The sequence below is a fragment of the Nostoc parmelioides FACHB-3921 genome, assembly GCF_014696625.1.
Taxonomy (GTDB): Bacteria; Cyanobacteriota; Cyanobacteriia; order Cyanobacteriales; family Nostocaceae; genus Trichormus; species Trichormus parmelioides.
The window spans coordinates 18,116-43,528 of sequence record NZ_JACJQL010000018.1 but is presented as its reverse complement, the minus strand read 5'-3'; the positions used below and the strand labels follow the sequence as shown (position 1 = coordinate 43,528).

Here is a 25,413-nt window from a genome sequence, read left to right as displayed (position 1 = left end):
GTAATAACTATTGTTTATTACCCAACCATCGGTAGAAGTATCTAAAAGACGATTATCATTCATACCAGAGCTAGAAGGCAAAACAGTGACTGCCTATCTACGATACAAAGGTCAACAAAGGCAATGTACCTCTAAGCCAATTACTAAGTATTAAGTTCATTTAATTACACGGAAGATGGTTGGTCTCGCTCAGTATAGCTGTTGACGGTTGACTGTTGACTGTTGACAGACCTGAAAGCATTGTTTTCTCAGGGTTTTATCTCATACCAATTTGAAAAAAGAATGTGACAGATGTACAACCCTAAACGCTTGTCCTCTCTTGATTCTTAATTTTGAATTTTGAATTTTGAATTTTGAATTGGTATTAGCTTGATGTCCTAATCTATTTGCCTAAGACTGTAGAGGCCAATTTCGGTAACGATTTTTTACATTACCAATTACCCGTACTTAAACGAACTTTATACGAAAATGACATTTGTTGAGGAGACAAAAATGAGGTCGTGACCTGGCTAGAGTTCTGGAAATCGTCATGCACGAACTATTTCACCCTATTTTTGATAACAGTGAGGAAAAAGCTGCTCTGCAACAGTTGATAATTGCTTTAGGTTCCTCAGGTCAACATTACTTCCTGAGAAATGATATTTTACATACTTTTTCTCAATACTGTCAGCAAGCCCAAAAGCCCACATACTTCTACTATTCTTCATCTGTGGGCAAACTGATTCAATATACCCATGAAATCGTTTTAGCAGAGGACAGTACATGGTTTGTAGTGCGTCCAAGGATTGCTAGTCAGGAAGTTTGGCGACTGACATCAGACTTAGCTCAGTTTGATTCTATGCCAATTGATGCGTTTTTAGATGTGAGCGATCGCCTAGTTAATGCCTACGAACCCAACATTTTAGAAATTGACCTCAGTTCATTTTACGAAGCTTCCCCCAGTATTAGCGACCCTAGAAATATTGGTCAAGGTTTAGCCTTCCTCAATCGTTATCTATGCAGTCAGATAGAAGCTGACCCCCAATACTGGGTCGAGTTAGTGTACTTAGCTTTACGGGGCTTGCAATACGATGGCATTAACTTAATGATTGGGGATGCTATTCCCTCAGGTATCCACCTCGCTAAACAAATTCAGACAGCGATTAAATTCCTCTCCTCCCTACCCCCGGAAGAACCATACGCAAAATTCTATATTGAACTACAAAAACTCGGCTTTGAGCCAGGGTGGGGTAATACAGCCCAGCGCATCATGGAAACTATTACGCTACTAGATAAATTGATTGATTCTCCCCAACCTGCTGTATTAGAAGCATTTGTCGCCCGTGTTCCTGCTGTCTTTCGGGTCGTCCTAGTTTCGATTCACGGTTGGGTAGCGCAAGAAGACGTTATGGGAAGGGATGAAACCTTAGGTCAAGTTATCTATGTTTTAGAGCAAGCACGCAGTTTGGAGAATAAATTACAGCAAGAAATCAAGCTTGCTGGACTGGAAGTGTTAGGTATTCAACCCCATGTTATTATTCTTACCCGGCTGATCCCTAACTGTGAAGGTACATACTGTAACCTGCGCTTAGAAAAATTACATAACACAGAGAATGCTTGGATTTTGCGGGTTCCTTTCGGGGAATTTAATCCCGAAATTACCAATAACTGGATATCTAAATTTGAGATTTGGCCTTATCTAGAAACCTTTGCGTTAGATGCCGAAAAACAACTACTAGCCCAATTCCAAGGTAAACCCAATTTAATTATCGGTAACTATAGCGATGGTAACTTAGTCGCCTTCCTCCTCGCCCGTCGTCTCAAAGTCACCCATTGCAATATTGCTCACTCTCTAGAAAAGCCGAAAAATTTATTTAGTAACTTATATTGGCAAAACTCTGAGGAAAAATATCACTTCTCAGTACAATTTACCGCCGATTTAATTACGATGAATGCGGCTGACTTTATCATCACATCATCCTACCAAGAAATTTTCGGCACACCCGAAAGTGTGGGACAGTACGAGTCCTACAAGTTCTTTACCATGCCCCATTTATATCATGTAGTTGATGGCATAGACCTGTTTAATCCTAAATTCAATATGGTTCCGCCAGGGGTAAATGAGCAAGTTTTCTTTCCCTATAGTCAAACAGCAGATAGAGACCCCAATCTTAGTAAACACGTCCATGATTTACTATTTCATCGTCAAGATTCCCAAATCTTCGGTTATTTAGACCAACCCCAAAAGCCACCCATCTTTGCAGTTGCGCCTATTACCTCTATCAAAAATCTGACTGGTTTGGCTGAATGCTTCGGTAAAAGTCAGGAATTACAAGCCCACTCTAATTTGATCCTCCTTACCAGTAAGTTAAACATAGATGAAAGCACCAATCCCGAAGAAGCCAGGGAAATTGAAAAACTGCATAACATTATTAACCACTATCAGCTAAACGGGCATATTCGCTGGCTAGGGTTACGACTTCCTAACCAAGAAGTTGGCGAAGCTTATCGCTTAGTAGCAGATTATCGGGGAATTTATATCCACTTTGCCAGGTATGAAGCCTTTGGACGCAGTATTTTAGAAGCCATGATTTCTGGCTTACCCACCTTTGCCACTAAGTTTGGTGGTTCTTTAGAAATTCTAGAAGATAAAAATAATGGATTTCGGATTAATCCCACAGACTTAGAAGGAACAGCCGAGAAACTTTTGGCATTCTTCCAAGAGTGCGATACCCATCCCGAACATTGGCAAGAAGTGTCTCAATGGATGAGCCAACGCATTCATCAAAAATACAACTGGCAATTACACACCAGTCAATTACTAGCACTGACTAAAATCTACAGTTTCTGGAACTTTATCCGCCCAGAAAGCAGCGAGGCCAGAGTCCGTTACATGGAAAGCTTATTCCACCTAATTTATAAACCCAGAGCCGAACAGATTTTAGCAAAGCACATGAGTTGTCATTAGTCCACAGTCAATAGTCAATAGTCATCAGTCAATAGTCATTCACCATGAACACAAAATGTCCTGCTCGTGATTTTATTTATCAGGATTGGATATTAACTGAAACTAGGTTTAACCCTGAGCAATTACATTCTAGAGGTACTGTCTTCACCATCGGTAACGGTTACTTAGGTACCAGGGGTAGCTTAGAAGAAGGTCACGCCCGTGGTTTACCGGCTACTTTTATTCATGGTGTCTATGATGATGTACCTGTAGTTTATACGGAACTTGCCAACTGTCCTGATTGGTTGCCGATGATTATTACGATTAATGGCGATCGCTTCCGCATGGATCAGGGAGAAGTATTACAATACGAACGTAAACTTGATGTCAGTCAAGGTTTGCTCAGTCGTTCTCTGCGTTGGCGTAGCCCCAGTGGTAGCATCATTGATATCCACTTTGAACGCTTTGCTAGTCTGGCAGATCAGCATATATTAGGGCAGCGTTGCCAAATCACAGCTCATGATGGTGATTGCTTAGTTGAAATTCAAGCTAGTATCAACGGCTACGCAGAAAATCAAGGCTTCAATCATTGGGAAGGAATAGACCAAGGTAAAACTGAGTCTGGTATCTGGTTGGAAAGTCGTACCCGTGGAACTCAAATTGAAATCGGTATGGCAGCCAAAATGACCATATCAGGGGCAGAGGCCGCGTTACAAGTGAGCATCGTCCCTGGATATCCCACTATCAGCGCCAGTTTTTTAGCTAAATCTCAACAAACTATCACGGTGGAAAAACTGGTGACAGTGTTTACCTCAAGGGAAGTCAATAAACAAGTTACCGCCGCTCAAGAAAAACTTGCACAACTACCAGACTACACAACTTTACTCACGGCGAATCAGCAAGCCTGGGACGAAGTATGGCAAAAAAGCGATATATACATAGAAGGAGACCCTAAAGCCGCTTTTGCTGTCCGCTACAACCTGTTTCAGTTGCTAATTGCTGCCCCATCCCATGATGAAAAAGTTAGTATTCCCGCTAAAACCCTTTCCGGCTTTGGTTATCGTGGGCATATTTTCTGGGATACAGAAATTTTTATCCTGCCTTTTTTCATTTTTACCCAACCAGCTTTAGCCCGGAACTTACTCAGCTACCGCTATCACACCATCAACGGGGCGCGACGCAAAGCCACCCATTACGGCTTTAAAGGGGCGATGTATGCGTGGGAAAGTGCGGATACTGGGGATGAGGTAACACCTCGTTGGGCATTGCCTGATGATTATTATGGCGAAGATGTGCGTATTTGGTGCCGCGATCGCGAAATTCATAACAGTGCAGATATTGCCTATGCTGTCTGGCAATACTGGCAAGCTACTGGTGATGATGTTTGGATGGGCGATTATGGTGCAGAAATTATCTTAGATGCCGCTATCTTCTGGAGTAGTCGAGTTGAGTATAACTCCCAAGGCGATCGCTATGAAATCCGTGGGGTGATTGGTACGGATGAATACCACGAGTTTGTACACAACAACACCTTCACTAACCGAATGGTGCAATGGCATCTGGAAAAGGCGCTGAAAGTTGCCGACTGGTTACGTCATACCTTCCCCGAAGGAGCCAAAGAACTAGAAGAAAAACTGCAAATTACTCCAGAGTTAGAAGCGCACTGGCAAGACATCATCAAGAAAATCTGCATTTTTTACGACTCTTCAACCGGATTAATCGAGCAATTTGAGGGATTTTTCCAATTGAAAGATATCAACTTGGAAGACTACGAACCACGCCAGCGTTCTATGCAAGCCATCTTGGGTATAGAAACCGCTAACCAACACCAAGTCCTCAAGCAACCTGATGTCTTGATGTTACTGTACCTAATGCGCCCATCAGCAGAGTTTCCTTACAACGAAAAAGCTTTAAAAAGCAATTGGGATTATTACGCACCCAGGACGGATATTACCTACGGTTCATCACTAGGCCCGGCAATTCATGGCATCTTAGCTTCAGATTTGGGAAAATCTGCCACAGCCTACGAACGGTTTATGCAGGCACTCATGGTGGATTTAGAAGATAGTCGAGGTAACGCCAATGACGGTATTCACGGAGCCAGCGCTGGCGGAATTTGGCAAGCAGTAATTTTCGGTTTTGGTGGCATCCAATTCACAGAACAAGGCCCCACAGCCAACCCCCATTTACCCCCAAATTGGACACGCCTGAAGTTCCAGCTACATTGGCGCGGGCAGTGGTATCAGTTTGATTTGCCTGGGGGACAGGAGGCAGGAGGCAGGGAGCAGGAAGAGAAGTCGCAAGGAGGGTTTCCCTCCGGGCGAACTTCGGGAGCAGGGGAGCAGAGTAGCACGCTGAAAGCGTTCCCGTTGGCGTTGCCTCTCGTAGAGAAGGGTGGAGCAGAGGAAGAAGTTTTCACTCTCCAATCCCCACTCCCCAATACCCAGTCTCCAGACATTAGAGGATTTATCTTCGATTTAGATGGCGTATTAACTGATACAGCCGAATATCATTATTTAGGGTGGCAAAGACTGGCTGATGAAGAGGGGATTCCTTTTGATAGGGAAGCTAATGAAGCCTTAAGGGGCGTGTCTCGTCGTGAATCCTTGATGCGGATTATTGGGGATAGACCTTATTCAGAAGCGCAAATTCAAGAGATGATGGAGCGTAAAAATCGCTACTATATAGAACTGATTGAACACATTACACCTAAAGATTTATTGCCGGGAGCGATCGCTCTTTTAGATGAACTAAGGCAAGCAGGAATTAAAATAGGTATCGGTTCAGCTAGTAAAAATGCTCACACAGTGATCGAAAGGCTAGGACTTGCTGATAAAGTAGATGCGATCGCTGATGGTTACAGTGTGCAGACACCCAAGCCAGCACCAGATTTATTCATCTTCGCTACCCATCAGTTAGGACTAGAACCAAAACAATGTGTAGTTGTAGAAGATGCCGCCGCAGGTGTAGAAGCCGCTTTAGCCGGGGGAATGTGGACAATAGGACTCGGCCCGATAGAGCGTGTGGGCGCTGCTCATGTAGTTCTTCCCAGTCTTGCAGGAGTGACATGGACAGACTTACGCACTAAGTTAAATGAAGCTGCGAGGGTGTGAGGGTGTAGGGGTGTGAGGGTCTAAGGGTGTAAGGGAAACAACTAATAATTAAATCAAGATACCTTATAAATACTGTTCTTCTCTTAGCCCCTAAACCCCTAAACCCCTACACCCCTATACCCCTATACCCTATTGAGTTCTCATCACTCATCGGGCATTCATAATAGCGACAACCCTGACAAGGGCCACTGGGGTTAACAGCACAACGGAGATAGCCGGAACGTGCGTTGAATTTGCAACTGATGTCACCAATTAAGTAACCTACCCCTTCTAAATAATAGCGATCGCTTTCTAAAGGTCTAATATTTTGCTGTATCCTTATCCTGGCAATATTTGTGGCTGCTTGTCTGAGGCGTGAGCGCGTCCGTAATTGGGTTTTACGGATTACCCACAAGGAGAACATGGACGGTAAGAAACCAATGATAATTACTAAAAGTATTCTTAACACCTTCTGTTAACCTCTTAACCAGGGCTTTATAACATATAGCTGTTGACAGTTGACGGTTGACGGTTGACAGACTTGAAAGTCTTGTGTTGTCAGGGTTTGATCTTGACTTGATGTCCTAATCTATCTGGCTACGGCTATAGCTTCCATCAGCATAACTGTTTCAGCCCAATGGGTAAACGCTGATGTCACTCTAAGTTAGTCAGTTGTCAGTTGCTAATAAAATGTTGTTTCCCTGCTCTTGCTTTAAGTTTTTTATCGGTGTAGGTTTTTTCTTCTGTGTGTGCTGGCGGAGTTGTTGCGCTAGTTGTGCAGCTTCTCGCTCGGCTCGAAATAAATCAACTTTTCGGGTTGTCAGAATAAATGATTGATCTGGCTTTTGTTTCACCAAAGGGACGCTCACAGGTGAATACTGGCAAATATTTATATATGGGCTATGTGGGCGATCGCTATTTTCTGCTAAATAATTAATTTGACTATTAATAGTACTGGCTATTGTCTTGAGTTCTAATATCTTTGCTTCTAACTCCATTGCCATCTGGTTGATATCCTGTACAACAGTCATCAGATGTTCCCATCCACTGCTCAGATTTTCCGATTGGGGTTGTAGAGGCACTATGGCTTTATTGACTGTGACCGGTGGCAACATTAATGGCAGGGAAATAGTAGTCTTGTAGCTAGGTTCGATTTGCTTCATAAATGTTATCGCCCTCCTACTGAGTTTGCATGATATTTTTATAACTTAAGTACAATTGTACTACAAAGTAGCAAATTGAGTTCATAAATCTTTGAAACTCCTATACCCTTACACCTGGTTTCAACAGACAACCTATTTGCGTAAGTCCTAAACCAAAAGGTATTATAGGCGACCAAAAAAAATTACATACAAATAGGGACAGTATACTAATCTGTCCCTAATATTTTTTAATATATTAAGTTTATTGAATAAAAAAATATTTAAAGATATAGAATTCTGTTCCGAACTCTAGAAATTATCAGCGATCGCCCAAAATCATACAATATTTAAGAAGGTTATAACTAAGTCTGATTAATTTGCTTATAGGTTCTACGCCACTTTTCCAGACTATCTATTGATATAGATTTAGTCGTAACATTGATACCATTTCCGCGCCAATCAATATCCGAATCTGTGGTAAAAACCCCACATTCTAACTGTTCAGAGCGTATATCCCAATATTCACCAAACCGACTTTTTAGGGTAATTACCTGTTCAAATACCTTATTTCTATGTTTATTTCTGCGTTTTCTTTCTGTTGCGCCCGTTGCTTCTGTATCAATAAATTTTGTTTCTATTAAAAATAGATTACCTTGAAATGTTAGATAAACAAAATCGCATTTACCTAAGTCTGTATAATCAGCAATTGGGGACTTTTCAAACAAGAGCAATTCATAACAGGAAGGAAACAAGTTTTGAATATTTAAAAATAAATAAGCCTGCAAAAGAAGTTCCTTATCATAAGGAAAAGCAATCACCCCTTCAAAAAACTGCTTGATGTCCTCCTGAGTTTGGGGTTGAATTTTTTTACAATAGGAAACAAACTTACTCAAATCATTTGCAATCATCAAAATATTAACTCCTTCCCCTAGCTCTTGCCCAAATCCTCATGGCATAAAAAGATACCACTTACTACAGAAAAACATCATCCGCATAAGTAACGAAAAAAACTGTGAAGCTCAAGAATTACTATGTCAATATACTGTTGACGTAGTAGTTTAACTAATATGATCATTTCTCAGTAATACTGAGTACTGAGTAAGATATTCTTCTCCTTGCCCCCTTGTTACTGAGCGTGTTGCAGGGAACGCACAGAAGTATCCCTCTTTCCCCTTCCCTTGCCTCTTTTAACTCCCTCATCTCCTCACGAACCACCAATCAGAGGTTTAAGTTGTGCAGGAAATCTGGCATTTTGTAATGCTTGCACAGTAATTCGAGCATCTTGAACACAAAATTGCCAACCTAAGCGCACTAACCGCCGAGAATTTTCAGATTGCACAATTCCAATTACGGGCATTTTGGCTTTTTCTTTATCTCCACATTGTTCTTGCAAAATTGTTTTTAAGCGATGTAATTCTTCAATATTGGCTGCTTGTTGAGGCTGAAGTTCTACCATCACCATTTGTACAGTTTCTACTGGCTCTGCATCTTCTACAATTAATTGAGTTTGTTCGTCGCGTCGGTCTACCTTACCCCAAATAATTAATCTGGCATCTACTTGCAGTAAAAAACTAATGCGCTCATAGGTTTTAGGAAAAACAACTGCTTCTGACTGAGATGTTAAATCTTCAAGTTGCAGAATTGCCATTGCATCGCCTTTCTTGGTCATGACTTTTTTTACACCGTTAAGCATGACAATCACACATAATCTTGTGTCTTCTCGTTGTTCTCCTAGTTGTGAAAGATTAATTGGTGTTAAGAGTGGTGCTACTGATCTTAAAGATTTTAAGGGATGGTCTGAGACATAAAATCCTAATAATTCTTTTTCTAAACGTAATTTTTCCTGTGGGGGATAATCTAGTACAGGTTTAGCTTTAGGAGCAGTTTCAAAGGCATTATTAGCTGTTTTGGTATTAGTAGAAGAATATCCACCTAATAAATCAAACAAGTTTCCTTGACCACTAGCACGATCTCGCGCACGAGATTGGGCCCAATCATAGACTAATTCTAAATCTTGGATTAATTGGTGACGATTCGCTTCAATTTTGTCAAAGGCTCCACAGTAAATAAGTGATTCAAGGGTGCGGCGATTAACAGCACGCAAGTCTACGCGATCGCAGAAATCAGCTAATGATTTAAACTCTCCTGTTGTCTCTCTTGCTTCTAAAACTGAGGCGATCGCATTCTGTCCTACGTTTCTCACAGCCGAAAATCCAAATAATATCTTACCCGCGACTGGGGTAAAGTCTACACCAGAGCGATTGATATCCGGCGGTTCTATCTGAATATTCATGCTTAGACAAGTAGAAATATATTTCTGCACCTTATCTGTATCGTTGCTATTAGCCGTCAGCAACGCCGCCATATATTCCAATGGATAATTAGCTTTCAAATATGCAGTTTGATAAGTAACATATCCATAAGCTGTGGAATGGGATTTATTAAAACAATTAGAAGCTATTAAGCCATTTTTGACGAAAAAATTGTGATCACGCTCAACCCCAATGTCATAAACATTTTCTACACCCAAAAACTTACGGCTTGCTATTTTAATCATCTATTTATACCTCGAAATAATTTTATAGTTAAGAAATCAATTTCTATATTTAGCTAAAATTTAACCTTTACTAAAATCCATCTTATATAATTTATTGGCGAGTGAACACTGCTATACCCTTACACCACAATAGCTAAAATTATTAGCCAATTATTCAGCAATTTCTGGCTACTTTTTGTTAAATTTTAAATAAACACTGAAAATACAGTTATTACACACCTATTTGCTGTTTCTTTAATTAAAAATTGGGTAAAGGGAGCAGAGAGAAGTCCGAGCGGAGGCTTCCTCCGATCGGAACTTCGGAGGAAGCAATGGGAAGAATTAATGTATAGACGTTGTATACAACGTTCCTTCTATTGACAACTGACCCCTCTGGGGAACGGCAGTTGCTACAAGTCGGGGAACCCGACGACAGTCGCTTCAAGTCGGCAAAGCCGCCCACAGCGCTGTCTCCCCAACGCACTGCCTCACCACTGACAATTGACAACTGACCATTGACCAATCCCGCACAATATGTACTAAAATCAATGACTTGAGTCACTAAGAGAGCAATCATGGCATCCATCCGCGAGTTGCACGAACAGCTAGTTAAAAAAGAACGTTCTGCCGTTGAAATTACCCAAGAAACTTTAGACCATATTCAAGAGCTAGAGCCAAAGCTGCATAGTTTCTTACACATCACGGCACAGCAGGCGTTAGAACAGGCTCGTGCTGTGGATGCCAAAATAGCCGCAGGTGAGGAAATTGGGCTACTGGCGGGGATTCCTATCGGCGTTAAGGACAATATGTGTACCAAGGGAATCCCCACCACCTGCGCTTCTCGGATTCTAGAAAATTTTGTGCCGCCTTATGAGTCAACTGTGACACAAAAACTGCTAGATGCAGGGGCTGTAGTGGTTGGTAAAACCAATTTAGATGAATTTGCGATGGGCAGTTCAACTGAAAATTCTGCCTATCAAGTAACAGCGAATCCTTGGGATTTATCGAGAGTTCCTGGCGGTTCTTCTGGTGGTTCGGCTGCGGCTGTGGCGGCGGAAGAATGTGTGGTGGCGCTGGGTTCGGATACTGGTGGTTCCATTCGTCAACCAGCTTCTTTTTGTGGTGTGGTAGGACTCAAACCTACTTACGGGCTAGTTTCCCGTTATGGTTTGGTAGCTTATGCTTCATCTTTGGATCAAATTGGCCCCTTTGGCAAGTCAGTAGAAGATACAGCGATATTATTAAAGGCGATCGCAGGTTACGATCCCAAAGATTCCACCAGTCTCAAAGTGGAAATCCCTGACTATGTAGCCAGCTTAAAACCAGACCTCAAAGCCAGAAGTAAACTCAGGATTGGCGTAATCAAAGAAACTTTTGGCGAAGGTTTAGATGCTGTTGTTGAACAAGCCGTTACTAAAGCAATTGAACAATTACAACGTCTAGGGGCTGAAATTCATGTAATTTCCTGTCCCAACTTCCGTTATGGCGTACCTAGCTATTACATCATTGCTCCATCAGAAGCATCAGCCAACCTAGCCCGCTACGATGGCGTAAAATATGGCTGGCGTGCGCCGGAAGGAGACAATTTACTGTCTATGTATAAGCGTACCCGCGCCACTGGTTTCGGCGCAGAAGTCAAGCGACGAATCATGATTGGTACTTACGCTCTTTCGGCTGGCTATTACGATGCTTATTATCTCAAAGCCCAAAAAGTACGTACTTTGATTAAGCAAGACTTTGAAAATGCCTTCAAAAATGTCGATGTGTTAGTGTGTCCAACCGCTCCCACTACAGCATTTAAAGCGGGAGAAAAAACTGCTGACCCCATCAGTATGTACTTAAACGACTTGATGACTATCCCCGTTAACTTAGCTGGTCTCCCAGGCTTAAGCCTCCCCTGTGGTTTTGATGAGCAGGGATTACCAATTGGACTACAACTAATTGGCAAAGTACTGCGAGAAGACCAACTACTACAAATAGCTTACGCTTATGAACAGTCTACTAGTTGGCATCTAAGTCAGCCAAAAATTTAGTCAAGAGTCCATAGTCCATAGTCAAAAATTTGAAACGTTAATTCTTAACTATGGACTAATAACTACTGACTAACAACCTCCGGAGTATATGTTACTTCTTTGACAATACCATTACTGCCCAGGGGTTCTGCTGGCTTCTCATTGACCGAAACTAGTACAGCACCTGCATTACCAGAACGTACAGTTAGCTGTTTTTTTGCTGTCCAGGTTCGGCGATCGCCTTTGGTTAATTCGCCAACAAATTCTGTCTTACCGTCGGCTGTCACTTGTAACCATGAATTACCTTGCAGTTCTAACGTCACTGCAACGGCTGAATTACCATTATTTTCATTACCAGGTGTGGCTGATGGTGTAGTTGCGGGACTATCACCTAAAGCTGCGGTTGTAGACGATGGTGGGGAATTTTCCGAGTTTGAAACTATTGATTCTGGTGAGTCTGGTGTTTGAGCCTGGGGTGCAACTGTCAGAGGTGAAGGCTCGGCTTGTTTTGGGGTAGTCGCTTCTGAGTCTTGTTTATTTGCCAGAGATTGAGTGATTAATTTGGGATTAAGTACATAAATCAGTCCAACCGCCGCAACTGCTAGCAATAAAACGTAAGGGACAAACAAAGGAATACGAATTTTTGGTTTTGGTTTTATCTGTTCGTTGTCATCACGATGGGATTCTTGAATTGCAGATTCACCATTGAAACTAAAACTTTTCGCCAACGCCTGTCCATCCAAACCCAAGATATCTGCATAGCGACGGATAAATCCTTGGATGTAAACAGGCTCAGGTAGTTCAGCAAACTTGCCTGCATCTAAAGATTGTAAGAAATATAGTCTAATATTTGTTTTAGCAGCTACTTCTTCTATACGTATACCTTTCTCTTCTCTTACTTGTAATAAATATTTACTTATTTCCTTAAGTTGTTGTTCTTGAGCCTCATTTAATAGGTTCACTGTCTTCTCCTAGTATGAGTTAATGTTTACTATCTCGCAGTGAGACTACTTGAGTACAGTCAATATTGTTACTAATTTATGAATAAATTTTTGTAGTCCGTCTAATTTTAATGCCAAATTCCAGTTCAAGAATCTTAATCTCTATTGCTGAGTCAAAAATTATGTGGTTTTTGGGAAATTTTTTGACAAAATAGCATCATACTGTACTGTTATTCGTCATAGGATTACCATCCTGAGGTACCTCTGTTGAGAATAATAGCAGCGATCGCCTGTTGTGCTATTGATCCTCTCAAACGCTGACATAAGTCCTCATCCTTAAAACACACATAATCAGTGTTTAACTAGGCTTTAACGCTTGGTTCCTACCTTAATACAAGTGTTTTCACAGAAAAAACTTCAGTAGCTCAAAGTCCCAACCCACAGCGATTGAGTTATTTTCAGCAATTTTTTGTAACCAAATACTTGTGAGGAGAAATCATGCGACATTTCTTTGGAGCATTTTTGCTAGGAATGGCTACACTAACAGTTATGCCAACAGAAAAAGTCCTAGCAGGAACCTTAACGGGTCAACCTCCTATTGTTATTGGACACCGGGGAGCTAGCGGTTATCGTCCAGAACACACCTTAGCAGCTTATGAACTAGCTATTCAAATGGGTGCTGACTATATTGAACCTGATTTAGTTGCCACTAAGGATGGTGTTTTAGTCGCCCGTCACGAAAACGCTTTAGCAATTTTGAACGCTGATGGTACGCTCAATCTCACAGATACCAGCACAGATGTTTTTGAGCGTCTACAGTTTGCAGACCGCAAAACCACTAAAGTCATCGATGGACGCTCCATTACAGGCTGGTTTACAGAAGACTTTACCCTAGCTGAATTAAAAACTCTCCGCGCCATAGAGAGAATTCCTGGTATCCGTCCCCAGAATACCCAATATGACAGACAATTTGCAATTCCTACTTTGCAAGAAGTCATCGATTTAGCCAAAGCACAAAGCGCAGCCTTGGGACGGACTATTGGTATTTATCCTGAAACTAAGCACCCGACTTATTTTGATTCCATTGGTTTATCAATGGAAGAAATTTTGGTGAGCGTTTTAAATGCCAATGGATATGTTGATGAAACTGCGCCAGTTTACATCCAATCATTTGAAGTTAGCAATTTAAAAGACCTCAATGAATTAACTGATGTCTCTTTGGTACAACTAATTAGTCCTAGTGGAAGACCTTATGATTTTGTAGTTAATGGAGATCCTCGGCTTTACAGGGATTTAATTACACCTTTAGGTTTAGCAGAAATTGCTACCTATGCTAACGGAATAGGAGCCAATAAAAACTTAATTATTCCCAGAGATAGTCGAGGTAATTTATTATCACCCACAACCTTAGTTGATGATGCTCACGCAGCCGGCTTAATTGTTCACGCTTGGACTTTCCGCGATGAAGATGTTTTCTTGCCAACAAACTTACAAGGAAATCCCCAAGAAGAGTATAAGCAATTTTATCAAACAGGTATAGACGGTTTATTTAGCGATAATCCAGACACAGCTTTTGCGGTGCGCTCTACCTTAGTTCCCGAACCCGGTACAATCTTTGGATTAGGTTTTGTGCCACTTTTAGGATGGTTATTTCGCCGTCGTAAGTAAGTTGAACAATGATTAAATAGCTTGTAGTCAGCGCTTTATTTCTTATTTTTTTAGTACTAAAGTGCTGACTGCAAAGCTAAAAATAAAAACTTATCTGGCTAGCCACAAAGCAGCATTACGCACAAAAGCTTGAATATCTTCTAAAGCACGAGGTTCTAATTTCATGCCATTTCCGGGCGGTTCATCGACAAAAGAAGGACAACCTTTTTCTATGTCCCAATTGTAATCAACAAAATGATGAAAACTGGAAGTAGCGATCGCCCTACCCAGTCGATTTTTTTCTGCATCTGTATGGTGTTCCGTTGCAACAATCAAGTTAAAGTTGCGATGAGTAACTAGACTTTTTCCCAATGCAATTACTTGGGAATTTAAATTATTGGGATTGACTCCGATACCACCTTCATGGGGATGAGACGGGAAAAATTCAATCAAGCCAGAAGGTGAATTAGGGTTATGTAAGAGTTCATGGACTGGTTCTACAGGAATGATTTTTTGATAATCTCCATTAGCTCCAGAATGGTAGTTAGGCCAGGAAATATACGTTGTATGTGGATCATCACGAATCCAACGCGAATCGTCAGGGTCGGGATTTTTGGTATTAAAATAATGAACATCACCAATATCAATTAAACCGCACATAGAGCAGCCCATATCTTGATGGTCTCGTGTTGTGAGAATGCCACCACCCCGTTTTCTAAAAGCGTTAATTCCAGCAATATCTTTGTCTGTTAAACCATCACCAGTATCTAGAGCAAATAGCCAGAGTTCATCAAAATCTGACTGGTCTAGTGTCCCTAAAATGGGGTCATTCCCGTCGGCATCAGAGGAGCGATCGCGTGATAAAACTGTAAATAACGGTTTTCCCGATTCATCGTGGACAGATTTTAAATAATCCTGCAATAGAGAAAAACGAAAGATACTCCAGTCATCTTCAGTGGAGGCGATCGTTGTTTGTAAAAGAATGCGAATTGCTTCTGCCATAAACTTTTTCAGTGAATTTTTCTACCGAAAATTAAGGGGTTAGAGCCTTGCCCTTTTAGGGCAACTTTATTCTAAAAATCGTAACGTCGATTAGTAGATGTAGGATTAACAAGTTTTATTGCTACTTCTAATGGACTAACCGTCAAGCGCCCAAGGTTTTTTGTAGATGCCGAACGCAAGCTTAAATTGCTGCAACAGCGTGTCACGAGAAAACGACTAGGCTCAAACAATTGGCGCAAAGCGCAGAAGAAGGTAGCAAAATTACATGAGTACGTTGCCAACTGTCGCCAGGACTGGCATAGGAAACTGTCTCACCAAATCTGTAACGATGCCGGAATGCTATTTGTTGAAGATTTGAACCTAGTCGGGCTATCTCGTGGGATGTTAGGGAAGCATTGCTTAGACGCTGGATTTGGTCAATTCTTCCGCATCTTGGAGCAGACTTGTTTTAAGAGTGGTGTCTATTTCCAAAAAGTAGACAGTCGTAAAACCAGTCAAATTTGCCCTAACTGTGGTGTCGAGACAGGTACAAAGGAATTGTCTCAACGTACTCATGCTTGTTCAAATTGTGGTTATACCACTGATAGGGATGTGGCAGCCGCTCAAGTAGTTCTTATAAGAGGACTTGCAGCCGTAGGGCATACGGTGAGTCAGCCCTGAAGGAGGGTTTCCCTCCGTAGGGGACTGCGAACCCGAAGGGTCAAGATGCTTGCTGAGGGTAAATTCATTGGAATCCCCGTGAAGCAAGAATCACCACACTTATAGGGCGGTGAGTGTCAACAATATACTCATGGCAATAAATACTTGCATTAATTTACAACAAATTGCCATCAAGTACCAAAAGATGACTGAATACGCAACAATCCCCACACTTATGGAATTACTTCAAAATTTTCAATTGTAAGAAATAATTCTTCATCAGCTATTTGACTGTTGTAATCAATATTAATTCGAGTGGGATAACCAAATTTATGGTTGTAACTGATGTCTAAACTAAATGCTTGACTTTGAATAGCATATTGAATCACGTTAAAAAGTTTAGGAATTGTGTTGTATTTTTGAAAAAATTCTGGATTAATTGCTTGCTCAGGATTCACAGGTGTAATAGAAGTTGTCTTACCATTGCGGACTTCAATGACCACCGGGCCTCTAGCTTCAGGTATACAAAAACAGCTATTACTCAAAGTATATCGATAGCTAGAAATATTTTTTTTATTCCACAATATGCGATTAAAGTTTAATTTTCTTGAATTTAAATTATGACGCGCTGATAATTGTTCTATCTGCACTCTTGATTCAGACATGGCTGGAATATTCATGCTCAAAGATAGAATAAATCCCAGTCCAATAGTAATAGGTAAACGCATATTTTTGTTGGTTAAGTTAGTTTGATTCACTCAAGATATATCCGATGAATTCATGGGAATATAACTATATTTTTGCATAAATTGTTTAAATTCAATTTATTTTTTGATTAAAAATTACGCAAAACCCCGATTTAAAAACTTCGGGGTTTATGTTTATCATGAGATGAAAATTAAGATGCTAAGTTTTGGTTTTTAGCTGTCTTGCTAAAAATTTTGTAGTACAACCAAGTACTAATTTCTTTCAATGGAAAAAACACATAAGTAAGAGGATTAATCGTCACAATAATATTGCGGAAATCTCGACGAGCCAAAAACAAAATTGCACGAGCTACCTGCTGTGGTGACATCACTCCATAGGGATTGAGTTGACTTTTAAAGGGGCCAAGAATTAATTTGCGAATTACACAGTCCCCATCCAAGCGCTTGAGAGTCACAAGATTTCCTAATGTACGTTTGCTGAGTTCATAAAGCGGACTGAGTGCAGGAGAGACTTCCGCCTCGGAAGTATTCACCCAAATTTCTTTGGTTGCTTTTGCTTGTGGCCCTTTCACTGTGGTTAAGAATATATCCATCAGTCGCAATGCAGAAAAAGCATTTACTTCATAAGAAGAGTTAATTGCTGCTGGCGTGCGACTGCTGTAAACATTAATTCCGTGGTTGATAATCAAAATATCCACTTTTTCTAAACTGGCTTTGAGTGCGGCTTCATTACCCAACTCCCAAGCAATTACCTTAAAACTACCATCGTCGGTTGGGAATTTATCTGGATTAGTGGTTAAAGCCACAACCTTGGCATTTTGCTGAAGCAATTGCGCCGTCAATGCTTGGCCTAAAGCACCAGACGCACCGGTCAGCGCAACAGTTTTACCCTTGAGAGATAGTCCTGTTCCCAAAATTTTATCTACTAAGGAAAATACACCACTATAATAAGCGTCAACATCATCAAAATGGTGTCGCCAATGGTAAGACCGATTTACCCACCAAACAGAAGGAATTGCCTCTAATGGGCCTGGTAGGTGATTATAATCTGTGTCGATTGTCCCTTGGAAATATCGCAGGGATGCGCCAAACAGAAATGTACAAGCATAGGCTACTCCCAGCCACAACCCAATTTGTTGGACAAATAAGGCAATTACCGTTAATAGAACTACTAATAGGCTTGATTCTAAAATGTCGTGATAGAGTTGGGACTCTTGGTAAGCTTTGAGGGAAACTATCGACAAATCCCGGCGATATGCTGCATGATGCTTGTTGTGCCATTTACTGAGCCAATTGACTTGGTGACACAAGGCATGGTAACTGTCCCTCAATATCTCTGCTAGGAGTAGGGAGAGCAATCCCCAAGTTGCAAACTGCCAGCAGGTATTTACTAGGGTTCCATCAATTTTTACTCTAGTCAAAATTTCAGTTAAGCTTTCAGCCAACATAGGTATCATGTCTTTGCAGGTGTTACTCGTCTTAATGTTTGTTTATATTCTGATCAGAATAGATTAAGGAAGAGTTACAAAGCAAATGCAATTGGCTGTGTCAATCTTTTTTGTGGGTGTGATGGGCGCACTCAACTTTCCACACGGTTCACCCATAATATCAGTGATAATCCGCTAGTCTCTACTAATATGCAGTATCTCATAACACAAGGATACTTGAATATCCTGATATAGCTATAGTCAGGGTACGCAAGCTATTTTTTAAAAATTAAACCTGAATCGTCAAATTCTACAAACCAAACTCATGAAAAACCTTCCTACCCCCACAAAAAGATGGGGGTATTTTTATTTCCATTAATTGTTCGTTAGGTAATTGTGAATAAATACTTATTGTAATATTAATAATTTCTTAAGCCTTAATTAAACGCAGGTTGGTAATCAATTTTCTTAACAACTAGATGACCATTATCTAGCTTTTTTATTCCCTTTTTATTGTATAAATCTCAACAAGGATTTTTATGGGGCGTGTTCATTTACATCGCTTGCTGTCCTCTCAAGCAAAGCGGCGACGTTTTCTGCTCGGTGCTGGAACATTGACTGCAAGTGCCATAGCCAGTCTTTGGACTCATAAAGTTGCCGCCAAGTCAAGATTCTCAGCCTATCCCTTCAGCCTTGGTGTTGCTTCTGGTGATCCTTTACCAGATAGTGTAATTTTATGGACAAGGCTAGCTCCAGACCCTTTAAATGGTGGTGGAATGCCGCCCGTAAACGTACCAGTACGGTGGCAAATTGCTGCGGATGAAAATATGAGAAAAGTTGTGCTACGGGGCGTGACATTGGCAACCCCCGAATTAGCGCATTCTGTCCATGTCAATGTGCGTGGCTTACAGCCTGACCGTTGGTACTGGTATCAGTTTACAGTGGGTAGTGAAGATAGTCCCATTGGTCGTACCCGCACTGCTCCAGCAATTGGCTCTAGGTTGAATCAGCTCAACTTTGCGTTTGTTACTTGCCAAAAATGGGAGGATGGTTACTATTCTGCTTATCGTCGCCTAGCAGAAGAAGATTTAGATTTAGTTTTCCACTTGGGTGACTATATTTACGAATACGGCATCTCTGCCAACGGCGGTGTGCGTAATGTATCTTTACCCAGTGAGTTTAGAAAAGAAACCAATACGCTAGAGCAATACCGCCTGCGATATGCTCTCTATAAAACTGACCCGGATTTACAAAAAGCTCACGCCTTATTTCCCTTTTCAGTCACCTGGGACGACCACGAAGTTGAAAATGACTACACTGATAACCTTTCGGAAAACAACGATCCAGTGGCCAAGTTTCTGCAAAGGCGTGCAGCTGCTTACCAGGCTTATTATGAGCATATGCCACTGCGGGAATTTTCCATACCACAGGGGCCAGATATGCTGATTTACCGTCGGTTGACCTTTGGTAATCTAGCTGAGTTTAGCGTCCTCGATACCCGCCAGTACAGGAGTGATCAACCATGTACTGATGGTGAAACACCCCGTTGCCCAGCAGCGTTAGATCCTGCAAAGACTATGCTTGGTACTCAGCAGGAACGTTGGTTGCTGGATGGTCTTGACCGTTCTCAAGCACGTTGGAACATACTTGCCCAACAGGTGTTGATGGCGGAGTTAGATCATAAAATTGGGTCAGGTGAAATTTTTTGGAACGACTCGTGGGACGGATACCCTCTCGCGCGTAACCGTGTTTTAAATCACATTGCTAACCGTAGGATTTCTAATCCAGTGGTGATTACTGGGGATTGGCACTCCATATTTGCCAATGACCTCAAGCTGGATTTTAAGGCTACTAACTCTCCTACAGTAGCTACGGAGTTTGTAACTCCGTCAATTTCTAGCAATGGTGATCGGAATGTTTACGGCCCCTACTACGGCCCGATGATTCCAGAAAACCCACACATCAAATTTTTTGACGGCGATCGCCGGGGCTATTTCCGAGTTAACCTTAACTATGATCGCTGGCAAACTGATCTGCGTATCGTCACGACTGTGAGTCGTCCAGATGCACCTGTATACACTTTTGCTTCGTTTGTTGTTGAGAATGGTCGCCCAGGTGTTCAAAGTGCATAAGGAGCAAAGGGCATTGTTGCAAGTGTGATGAAACTTTTGTGTACTCAAATACTTGAGTATTTGATACCGTTTCTTGATAAAGATGCACTTTATTCTGTACTGTAGAGACGTTGTATGCAACGTCTCTACATCATATTAATTTGGTATGAGTATTTGAGTATTTAAATATAATCGAAAAAACAAAGATCGCTGCTACTAATAGAATTTAATTTTTATCTTTTAGGACTTACGCACTGAACCAAAAAAGCCAGAAAATTAATCACACTGCGTAAGTCCTATCTTTATTACTTTAGTATAAATATAGTTAAGTAGTATAAATGTATTTTATTCGACTGATAGCATACGTAATATAACTTGGATTGGGCGATCGCTAAATACTGTGCAAATTTTTTCTCTCTCAGTCGGTGTATCTCTTCTTGAGGATTGAGATCCTGTCCTCATGGATTTGTATAGAAGCAGAGATAAAAGCATTACTCAAGAGCTTTTATGGCATTGGCGATGGCGTTCCGCCCACCGGAGGCGATCGCATTTTTCCCGTAATTACTACATCTTTACGACCGAAGGAATGAAGACGAATTACATTGATGCGAATCCGGAGGTTTGCTTACAGGTAGAAGAAATTCATAACTTTACGACTTACGCACCCAGATTTTCTGTTGAGACTGGGTGTAAGGGTGTAGGGGTGTGGGGATTTAAAACATTTATTTTGAATTTTTAATTTTGCAAAATCGGGTAAATCAACACAACCAACAGCCTTAGCAAAGCTCGCCGTAGACAGTCAGTCGAGCAAGACTAAGTTTAAACTCTTACTAAAAAATGTTACCTAAACTTTAACTTCCCAGACGTGTATCTATCTTTGAGAGACAATAAAAATATAGAGACGGTGAGGCTAGATTGACAATTAAACTCTGTTTCTATGAATTTGTTCCATACCTCATCAGACTTGATAGAGGCTACAAATGGAGGTGTACAATGACTCACGATTTTCCTATATATGACCCCAGTACTTACCTGATTTTCAAAATCAGTATGCTAGTTTTAATGCTGCTTGTATTGTTGATAATTTCCGCAGCTCCAGCTATTTAGAAATAACTTAATCCATCTCAATTATCCCTATTGCACCAATTTCTATGAAGTTGGGATGAGATTATGCTAAACAGAAGCAATCTCGCACAAAAGCTGGTAATCTTTACCGCTTTGTTAAGCATTGGGCTAGTTTTTCAACAGCAAGTTAAAGAACCGCAAAGACTATTTCAGTTCAATTCCCACTTTTGGGCATCAGAGAAAAAAGTTAATATTGCAAATTTAGCAGATGGCAACTACCAGTTTTGTAGCCAACCTGATCCTCAAGATTGGCGAGATGGTGCAGGCGTTTGTGCCAATTTTCACAAAACTGGACATCGCTTTGATGGCTATTATGGCTATCCCCACTCGGATAACTTTGTCTGTATTCGAGGAAATATCAAAGGTAATTTGATTGCAGGTGAAGCGTTATCTATATTATGGGCTGATGAGGAGCAAAATAATATATCTACATCTGGATTTAAATGGGATTCAGAGGAGCGATTGACACTCAGCCAAGGTAATTTCATTAGTACTGCCAATCATGAGGATGCTGTGCAGTGGATTATTTATCGCCAAGCTTTACTAAATCTTGAGGGATTCTATCAATACAACCGCCCTCGGATGACACCTGTATCTCAACTATGTCAGTGGAAGTGAAATCACCAATTAACTAGCGTGGTTCCAGTCGCTTAACAACTCATATTCCTGTTTAATTTTTTTAGCTTTACGTAAAGGTACTTTAGGAGTGCCGATATCCATACTCATAAAAGATTGTTGTCTTTTTTTGTCCGATTTTTTAGCTGCTTTTGGACAAATAGTCTGTATAGTTGTCATTTTTGGATAAATCCTTGATATAAACCGAGAATTCAGTTTATATCAACAATTTCAAAACGGCAAATATCCTATAGACATAGCTTTGGGTTATATTTTTTAACCTATTAGTATATTTTGCAATGATGTATCAGTTGTCATTTGTCAGTTGATATCCGTTGTCTCAACCCACCAAGGTGGAATCTGATTTTCTTTATTACATAGGCGTAAGCCTTTCCTGCCAAACGCAACGCAATAATAGTAATTACGAATTACAAGCACTAGTTTTTTGCCAAGAATCAGGGGATTTTGTATTAGGTGTATTCACAGTGAGAACAACTTCACCTTGAGGGCTGATTACCCATCCTGTAGCTTCCGCAATATTAGTTTGGGTTGGAGTAGAGATGCTTTTGGTGATAGGAGTATTGGGGATGTTTTCTAGATTACTCACAGCTACCCAATCTGTAAGGACAGCATCAGAATAAAGGAGTTCATTAGGGTTATTTGGCAAACCACCTCGTCCAGTGATAGTAAAACTGTCTTGATTTCGTCCTGCAACTCCTTGACAGACTTGGGCTAGCTGAGGTTCAACGGGTTGTGTTGGTAAATTAATTAGTCCTTGGTCGGGTTGAACTTCTGGGGTATCTATTTCGACTGTACCGTTTAGCCCGAATTCAGAACTGGCTGTGATGTCGTTGGTAAGTGGGCTATCTTTTTCTCGAAACTCTATGCCAAAAACGCTAAAAGCATTGATGCTAACGTTACCACCTTGGCCTTGAAAAGCATTAGCTGTAATGTTGCTATCTTCACCAGGAACGGCAACGATAAAGCCATTGGGCATATTAATATTTATATTACCGCCATTACCACTGCCGCTTGTAGTACCTGCTGTAGTAGAAATTAGGCTATTACCGCCTAACAATAGCTGCCGATCAATTTGCAAATTGAGATCGCCACCATTACCTGAGCGAGTTGTAGCATTCAAATTTGCTTTACCATCAAGGCGAATTTCGCGGGCATTAATTTCTATTTTGCCAGCATTCCCTGTACCTAAAGCGTCCACTGTGACTGTAGAGCGATCGCCCATATTAAGTTGACCTGTAGTAATTAATATGGAACCGGCATTGCCACTACCTCGACTGCGAGCAAACAAGCCACTAGTGAATTGACGAATTGGCGAACTTCCGCTTATTTCTATAAAATCAGAGGCTTTTATTGTAATATTTCCCCCATTACCTTGACTATTTGCCAGAGTTGTAGCTGATATGACTGCACTATTTTGGACAAACAAAACTGGAGTATCAATTATTAAGGAGCCTGCATTCCCAGCGCCGGAAGTTTGAGCAAACACACCACTGGGACGTTCTCTAGAATCCTTTGTATTGCCTCTGAGTTTGACAAACTCTGATGCAGTTATTTTGACTGTGCCGCCAACACTCCGAATATCATTTCCTCTGGTACTAGCTGATATGTTGCCTCCATCCTCAACAATTAACCTACCCGCTTCAATTGTCAAATTTCCTCCAGGGCCTTTACCGAGAGTTAGAGTAAACAGCCCAGTATTAAAACCTGCATTTTCTAGTCCATTGGGGACTATTCCAGCCACTCGTACAGAATCACTTGCCTTGACTGTGACATTGCCCCCAGAAGCGGTAGACTCAGCACCAGTTACGGATGCTGTTACCTGTGAGCCGTCTGCCAGGGTTAAGTTTTTTGCCTGGATAAAAATTCCGCGACTACTTTGACTACCCTCTGTATCTGCTACCACTTGCGATGCACGAGAGAGTCCAATCTGCTTACCTTGAATCTCGATATAGCCAGCACCCTGACCACTGACATCTACTCTGGCTTGATTTTGGAGGAATACGTTACCTAATGCTACATCATCAGAAAAACTTAAAATTGGGTTATTGATGTCGTTATTAGCATTCAAATTTATTCCTACTGTACCTACTCCTAGTATTCCCCCTATAGCGATTTGGCCACTTTCCGCCTTGATAGTCCTACGCTGGAGAAAGCCAACGTTACCACCATCCAGAGTTACATTTCCACCGACTAAGGCCAATGTTTTGCCTGTGGGAACTGCTAATTCCCCTTGCACATTTATCTCTCCCCCTGTTCTCCCAAATTGCAGTCCTATAGGTACATTCATTGTCAGTAAAGGTTGGGGAGAAGTAGCGCTAAAAATGGTGCGATCGCCAAACTGAATCCCACTAGCCGTACTCGCCACGAAAGAGCCACCTATATTCAGTCTGGCATTTGGCCCAAAAAAAATTCCATTGGGATTAATCACAAACAAATTAGCATTGGTACCAGAAGTCTCTAGCTTGCCGAAAATATCAGAGCGATTATTACCTGTAACTCTGACAAAAATATTCTGGATGCTACTGTTGGGAGCTACGAACAGTGTTGAACGTCCTTCATGAACGTTAAATTCTTGGAAACTATGGAATAGGTTATTACCCCGAACTGATCCTCCTGTAACTGCTTCGGTGGGATTATTATTGTAGTTTTCACTCACCTGAGACCTTTCATTACCTAAGGTTTGATCAGGAATAATGACACTTTGAGCAAAGGCACTTTGAGCAACAGAATAAGCGATACTTGTGCCTATAACACCAACAGATGTTAGGGAAATTGCTAAGTTCAATTGCCATGAACTACCTTTGCCGTTTTGAGTCATTTCAGTTAATTATTTAGTGTCTTTACTAGCTGAAAAATAGGGAGGGGGACGGGGAAATGAGAGAGGGGGAAGCAAGGTAAAAAATTACCGAAAGATTCCCACTATTCCCCCTACCTCCTCACAAAGACATTTCTTATTCAGAATCAGGGTCTATTGCGGGAGATGTGGACGGATCAGCATCCGGATTAATCACCTTTTTTTTCGGCTTTGCTGATGGGTTAAATATTTCGTCAAATTCATCTGCAATGTCCTTTGGATCGGGGCTGATTGGTCTATCGTCACCATCATGAATGGCGAATATAGTTCCCAACTTTAATATTGCGCCAATGTTGAACCAAGAATTAGCTTGTCTTAATGTGTAAGCTGTCATATTGATGTACCCCCCTTGCAAAACATAGAATTGAATCCGACAAGGCAGAAGCGTTGTAACCAAGTCACAAAAACTTCATCACAAGTTATGGAAAATACAACTGTTAAGTAAGGGAACACAAAAAATAAATTATCCCAAAATAGCTTTTAGTAGAGTGCGTCAATACGAATAACTTCTTGATATTTCGAGATTTTATCTGACTGACGTACCCTATATAGGGATATTCTTTATCTGGAAGTTCTGAAAAAACTAATCCATCTGTGTACTTATCAGTAACGTTTT

At 41.1% G+C, this 25,413-nt stretch carries 19 protein-coding genes and 1 pseudogene; 8 read left to right on the top strand and 12 right to left on the bottom strand.

The window, feature by feature from the left end:
* Positions 1-529: 529 nt before the first annotated feature.
* Together H6G14_RS14290 and pgmB are read left to right on the top strand one after the other, a co-directional pair.
* Complete coding sequence (locus H6G14_RS14290) at positions 530-2,947, top strand: sucrose synthase (RefSeq protein WP_190568037.1); 2,418 nt, start codon at positions 530-532, stop codon at positions 2,945-2,947.
* 44 nt (positions 2,948-2,991) lie between these two features.
* The gene (pgmB, locus tag H6G14_RS14285; RefSeq protein ID WP_190568036.1) at positions 2,992-6,039 is read left to right on the top strand and encodes a beta-phosphoglucomutase; all 3,048 of its coding nucleotides are present in this window, start codon (positions 2,992-2,994) and stop codon (positions 6,037-6,039) included.
* Between the two features lie 106 nt (positions 6,040-6,145).
* On the opposite strand, the gene H6G14_RS14280 is transcribed toward pgmB, so the two are convergent.
* The 5 genes from H6G14_RS14280 to H6G14_RS14260 all read right to left on the bottom strand — a co-directional run bounded on the left by H6G14_RS14280 (position 6,146) and on the right by H6G14_RS14260 (position 10,273).
* Positions 6,146-6,487 (bottom strand): DUF6464 family protein, encoded by a 342-nt coding sequence (locus tag H6G14_RS14280; protein WP_190568035.1) that lies wholly within the window; start codon positions 6,485-6,487, stop codon positions 6,146-6,148.
* 199 nt (positions 6,488-6,686) lie between these two features.
* A complete protein-coding gene (locus H6G14_RS14275) occupies positions 6,687-7,181 on the bottom strand; it encodes a hypothetical protein (protein WP_190568034.1) in 495 nt (164 codons plus the stop codon).
* Between the two features lie 341 nt (positions 7,182-7,522).
* A complete protein-coding gene (locus H6G14_RS14270) occupies positions 7,523-8,068 on the bottom strand; it encodes a hypothetical protein (RefSeq protein WP_190568033.1) in 546 nt (181 codons plus the stop codon).
* A 296-nt stretch (positions 8,069-8,364) separates the two neighbouring features.
* Positions 8,365-9,717, bottom strand: coding sequence for a helix-hairpin-helix domain-containing protein (locus H6G14_RS14265; RefSeq protein ID WP_190568032.1), 1,353 nt, complete (start codon positions 9,715-9,717; stop codon positions 8,365-8,367).
* 238 nt (positions 9,718-9,955) lie between these two features.
* The gene (locus H6G14_RS14260) at positions 9,956-10,273 is read right to left on the bottom strand and encodes a hypothetical protein (RefSeq protein ID WP_190568031.1); all 318 of its coding nucleotides are present in this window, start codon (positions 10,271-10,273) and stop codon (positions 9,956-9,958) included.
* Between H6G14_RS14260 and gatA the strand changes: the two genes are divergently transcribed.
* A complete protein-coding gene (gene gatA / locus H6G14_RS14255) occupies positions 10,272-11,729 on the top strand; it encodes an Asp-tRNA(Asn)/Glu-tRNA(Gln) amidotransferase subunit GatA (RefSeq protein WP_190568030.1) in 1,458 nt (485 codons plus the stop codon). The genes H6G14_RS14260 and gatA overlap by 2 nt on opposite strands.
* A gap of 62 nt (positions 11,730-11,791) precedes the next feature.
* On the opposite strand, the gene H6G14_RS14250 is transcribed toward gatA, so the two are convergent.
* Complete coding sequence (locus H6G14_RS14250; RefSeq protein ID WP_190568029.1) at positions 11,792-12,670, bottom strand: RodZ domain-containing protein; 879 nt, start codon at positions 12,668-12,670, stop codon at positions 11,792-11,794.
* Positions 12,671-13,147: 477 nt separating this feature from the next.
* On the opposite strand from H6G14_RS14250, the gene H6G14_RS14245 reads away from it, so the two are divergent.
* The gene (locus H6G14_RS14245) at positions 13,148-14,317 is read left to right on the top strand and encodes a glycerophosphodiester phosphodiesterase family protein (protein ID WP_190568028.1); all 1,170 of its coding nucleotides are present in this window, start codon (positions 13,148-13,150) and stop codon (positions 14,315-14,317) included.
* 90 nt (positions 14,318-14,407) lie between these two features.
* Here H6G14_RS14245 and H6G14_RS14240 read toward each other — a convergent pair whose 3' ends face one another.
* Positions 14,408-15,298, bottom strand: coding sequence for a hypothetical protein (locus H6G14_RS14240; RefSeq protein ID WP_190568027.1), 891 nt, complete (start codon positions 15,296-15,298; stop codon positions 14,408-14,410).
* 105 nt (positions 15,299-15,403) lie between these two features.
* Here H6G14_RS14240 and H6G14_RS14235 point away from each other — a divergent pair.
* Positions 15,404-15,958, top strand: a pseudogene (locus tag H6G14_RS14235) (RNA-guided endonuclease InsQ/TnpB family protein); the annotation flags it as partial.
* A gap of 212 nt (positions 15,959-16,170) precedes the next feature.
* Here H6G14_RS14235 and H6G14_RS14230 read toward each other — a convergent pair.
* Both H6G14_RS14230 and H6G14_RS14225 read right to left on the bottom strand, forming a co-directional pair.
* Positions 16,171-16,665 carry a DUF6174 domain-containing protein gene (locus H6G14_RS14230; RefSeq protein WP_190568026.1) on the bottom strand — a complete coding sequence of 165 codons (495 nt, stop codon included), beginning with the start codon at positions 16,663-16,665 and terminating at the stop codon, positions 16,171-16,173.
* A 170-nt stretch (positions 16,666-16,835) separates the two neighbouring features.
* Complete coding sequence (locus tag H6G14_RS14225; RefSeq protein ID WP_190568025.1) at positions 16,836-18,101, bottom strand: bifunctional sterol desaturase/short chain dehydrogenase; 1,266 nt, start codon at positions 18,099-18,101, stop codon at positions 16,836-16,838.
* Positions 18,102-18,610: 509 nt separating this feature from the next.
* Here H6G14_RS14225 and H6G14_RS14220 point away from each other — a divergent pair.
* The 3 genes from H6G14_RS14220 to H6G14_RS14210 all read left to right on the top strand — a co-directional run bounded on the left by H6G14_RS14220 (position 18,611) and on the right by H6G14_RS14210 (position 21,925).
* A complete protein-coding gene (locus H6G14_RS14220; RefSeq protein WP_190568024.1) occupies positions 18,611-20,203 on the top strand; it encodes an alkaline phosphatase D family protein in 1,593 nt (530 codons plus the stop codon).
* Positions 20,204-20,619: 416 nt separating this feature from the next.
* Positions 20,620-20,772 carry a hypothetical protein gene (locus tag H6G14_RS14215; RefSeq protein WP_190568023.1) on the top strand — a complete coding sequence of 51 codons (153 nt, stop codon included), beginning with the start codon at positions 20,620-20,622 and terminating at the stop codon, positions 20,770-20,772.
* Positions 20,773-21,352: 580 nt separating this feature from the next.
* Positions 21,353-21,925 carry a hypothetical protein gene (locus H6G14_RS14210; protein WP_190568022.1) on the top strand — a complete coding sequence of 191 codons (573 nt, stop codon included), beginning with the start codon at positions 21,353-21,355 and terminating at the stop codon, positions 21,923-21,925.
* 9 nt (positions 21,926-21,934) lie between these two features.
* Here the strand turns inward: H6G14_RS14210 and H6G14_RS14205 are convergent, their stop codons facing one another.
* From H6G14_RS14205 to H6G14_RS14195, 3 genes are all read right to left on the bottom strand, one after another.
* On the bottom strand, positions 21,935-22,102 hold the full coding sequence (locus tag H6G14_RS14205) for a hypothetical protein (RefSeq protein WP_190568021.1): 168 nt from the start codon (positions 22,100-22,102) through the stop codon (positions 21,935-21,937).
* Positions 22,103-22,343: 241 nt separating this feature from the next.
* Positions 22,344-24,761 carry a two-partner secretion domain-containing protein gene (locus H6G14_RS14200; RefSeq protein WP_190568020.1) on the bottom strand — a complete coding sequence of 806 codons (2,418 nt, stop codon included), beginning with the start codon at positions 24,759-24,761 and terminating at the stop codon, positions 22,344-22,346.
* Positions 24,762-24,894: 133 nt separating this feature from the next.
* Positions 24,895-25,131 (bottom strand): hypothetical protein, encoded by a 237-nt coding sequence (locus H6G14_RS14195; protein ID WP_242053430.1) that lies wholly within the window; start codon positions 25,129-25,131, stop codon positions 24,895-24,897.
* Between the last annotated feature and the right edge of the window lie 282 nt (positions 25,132-25,413).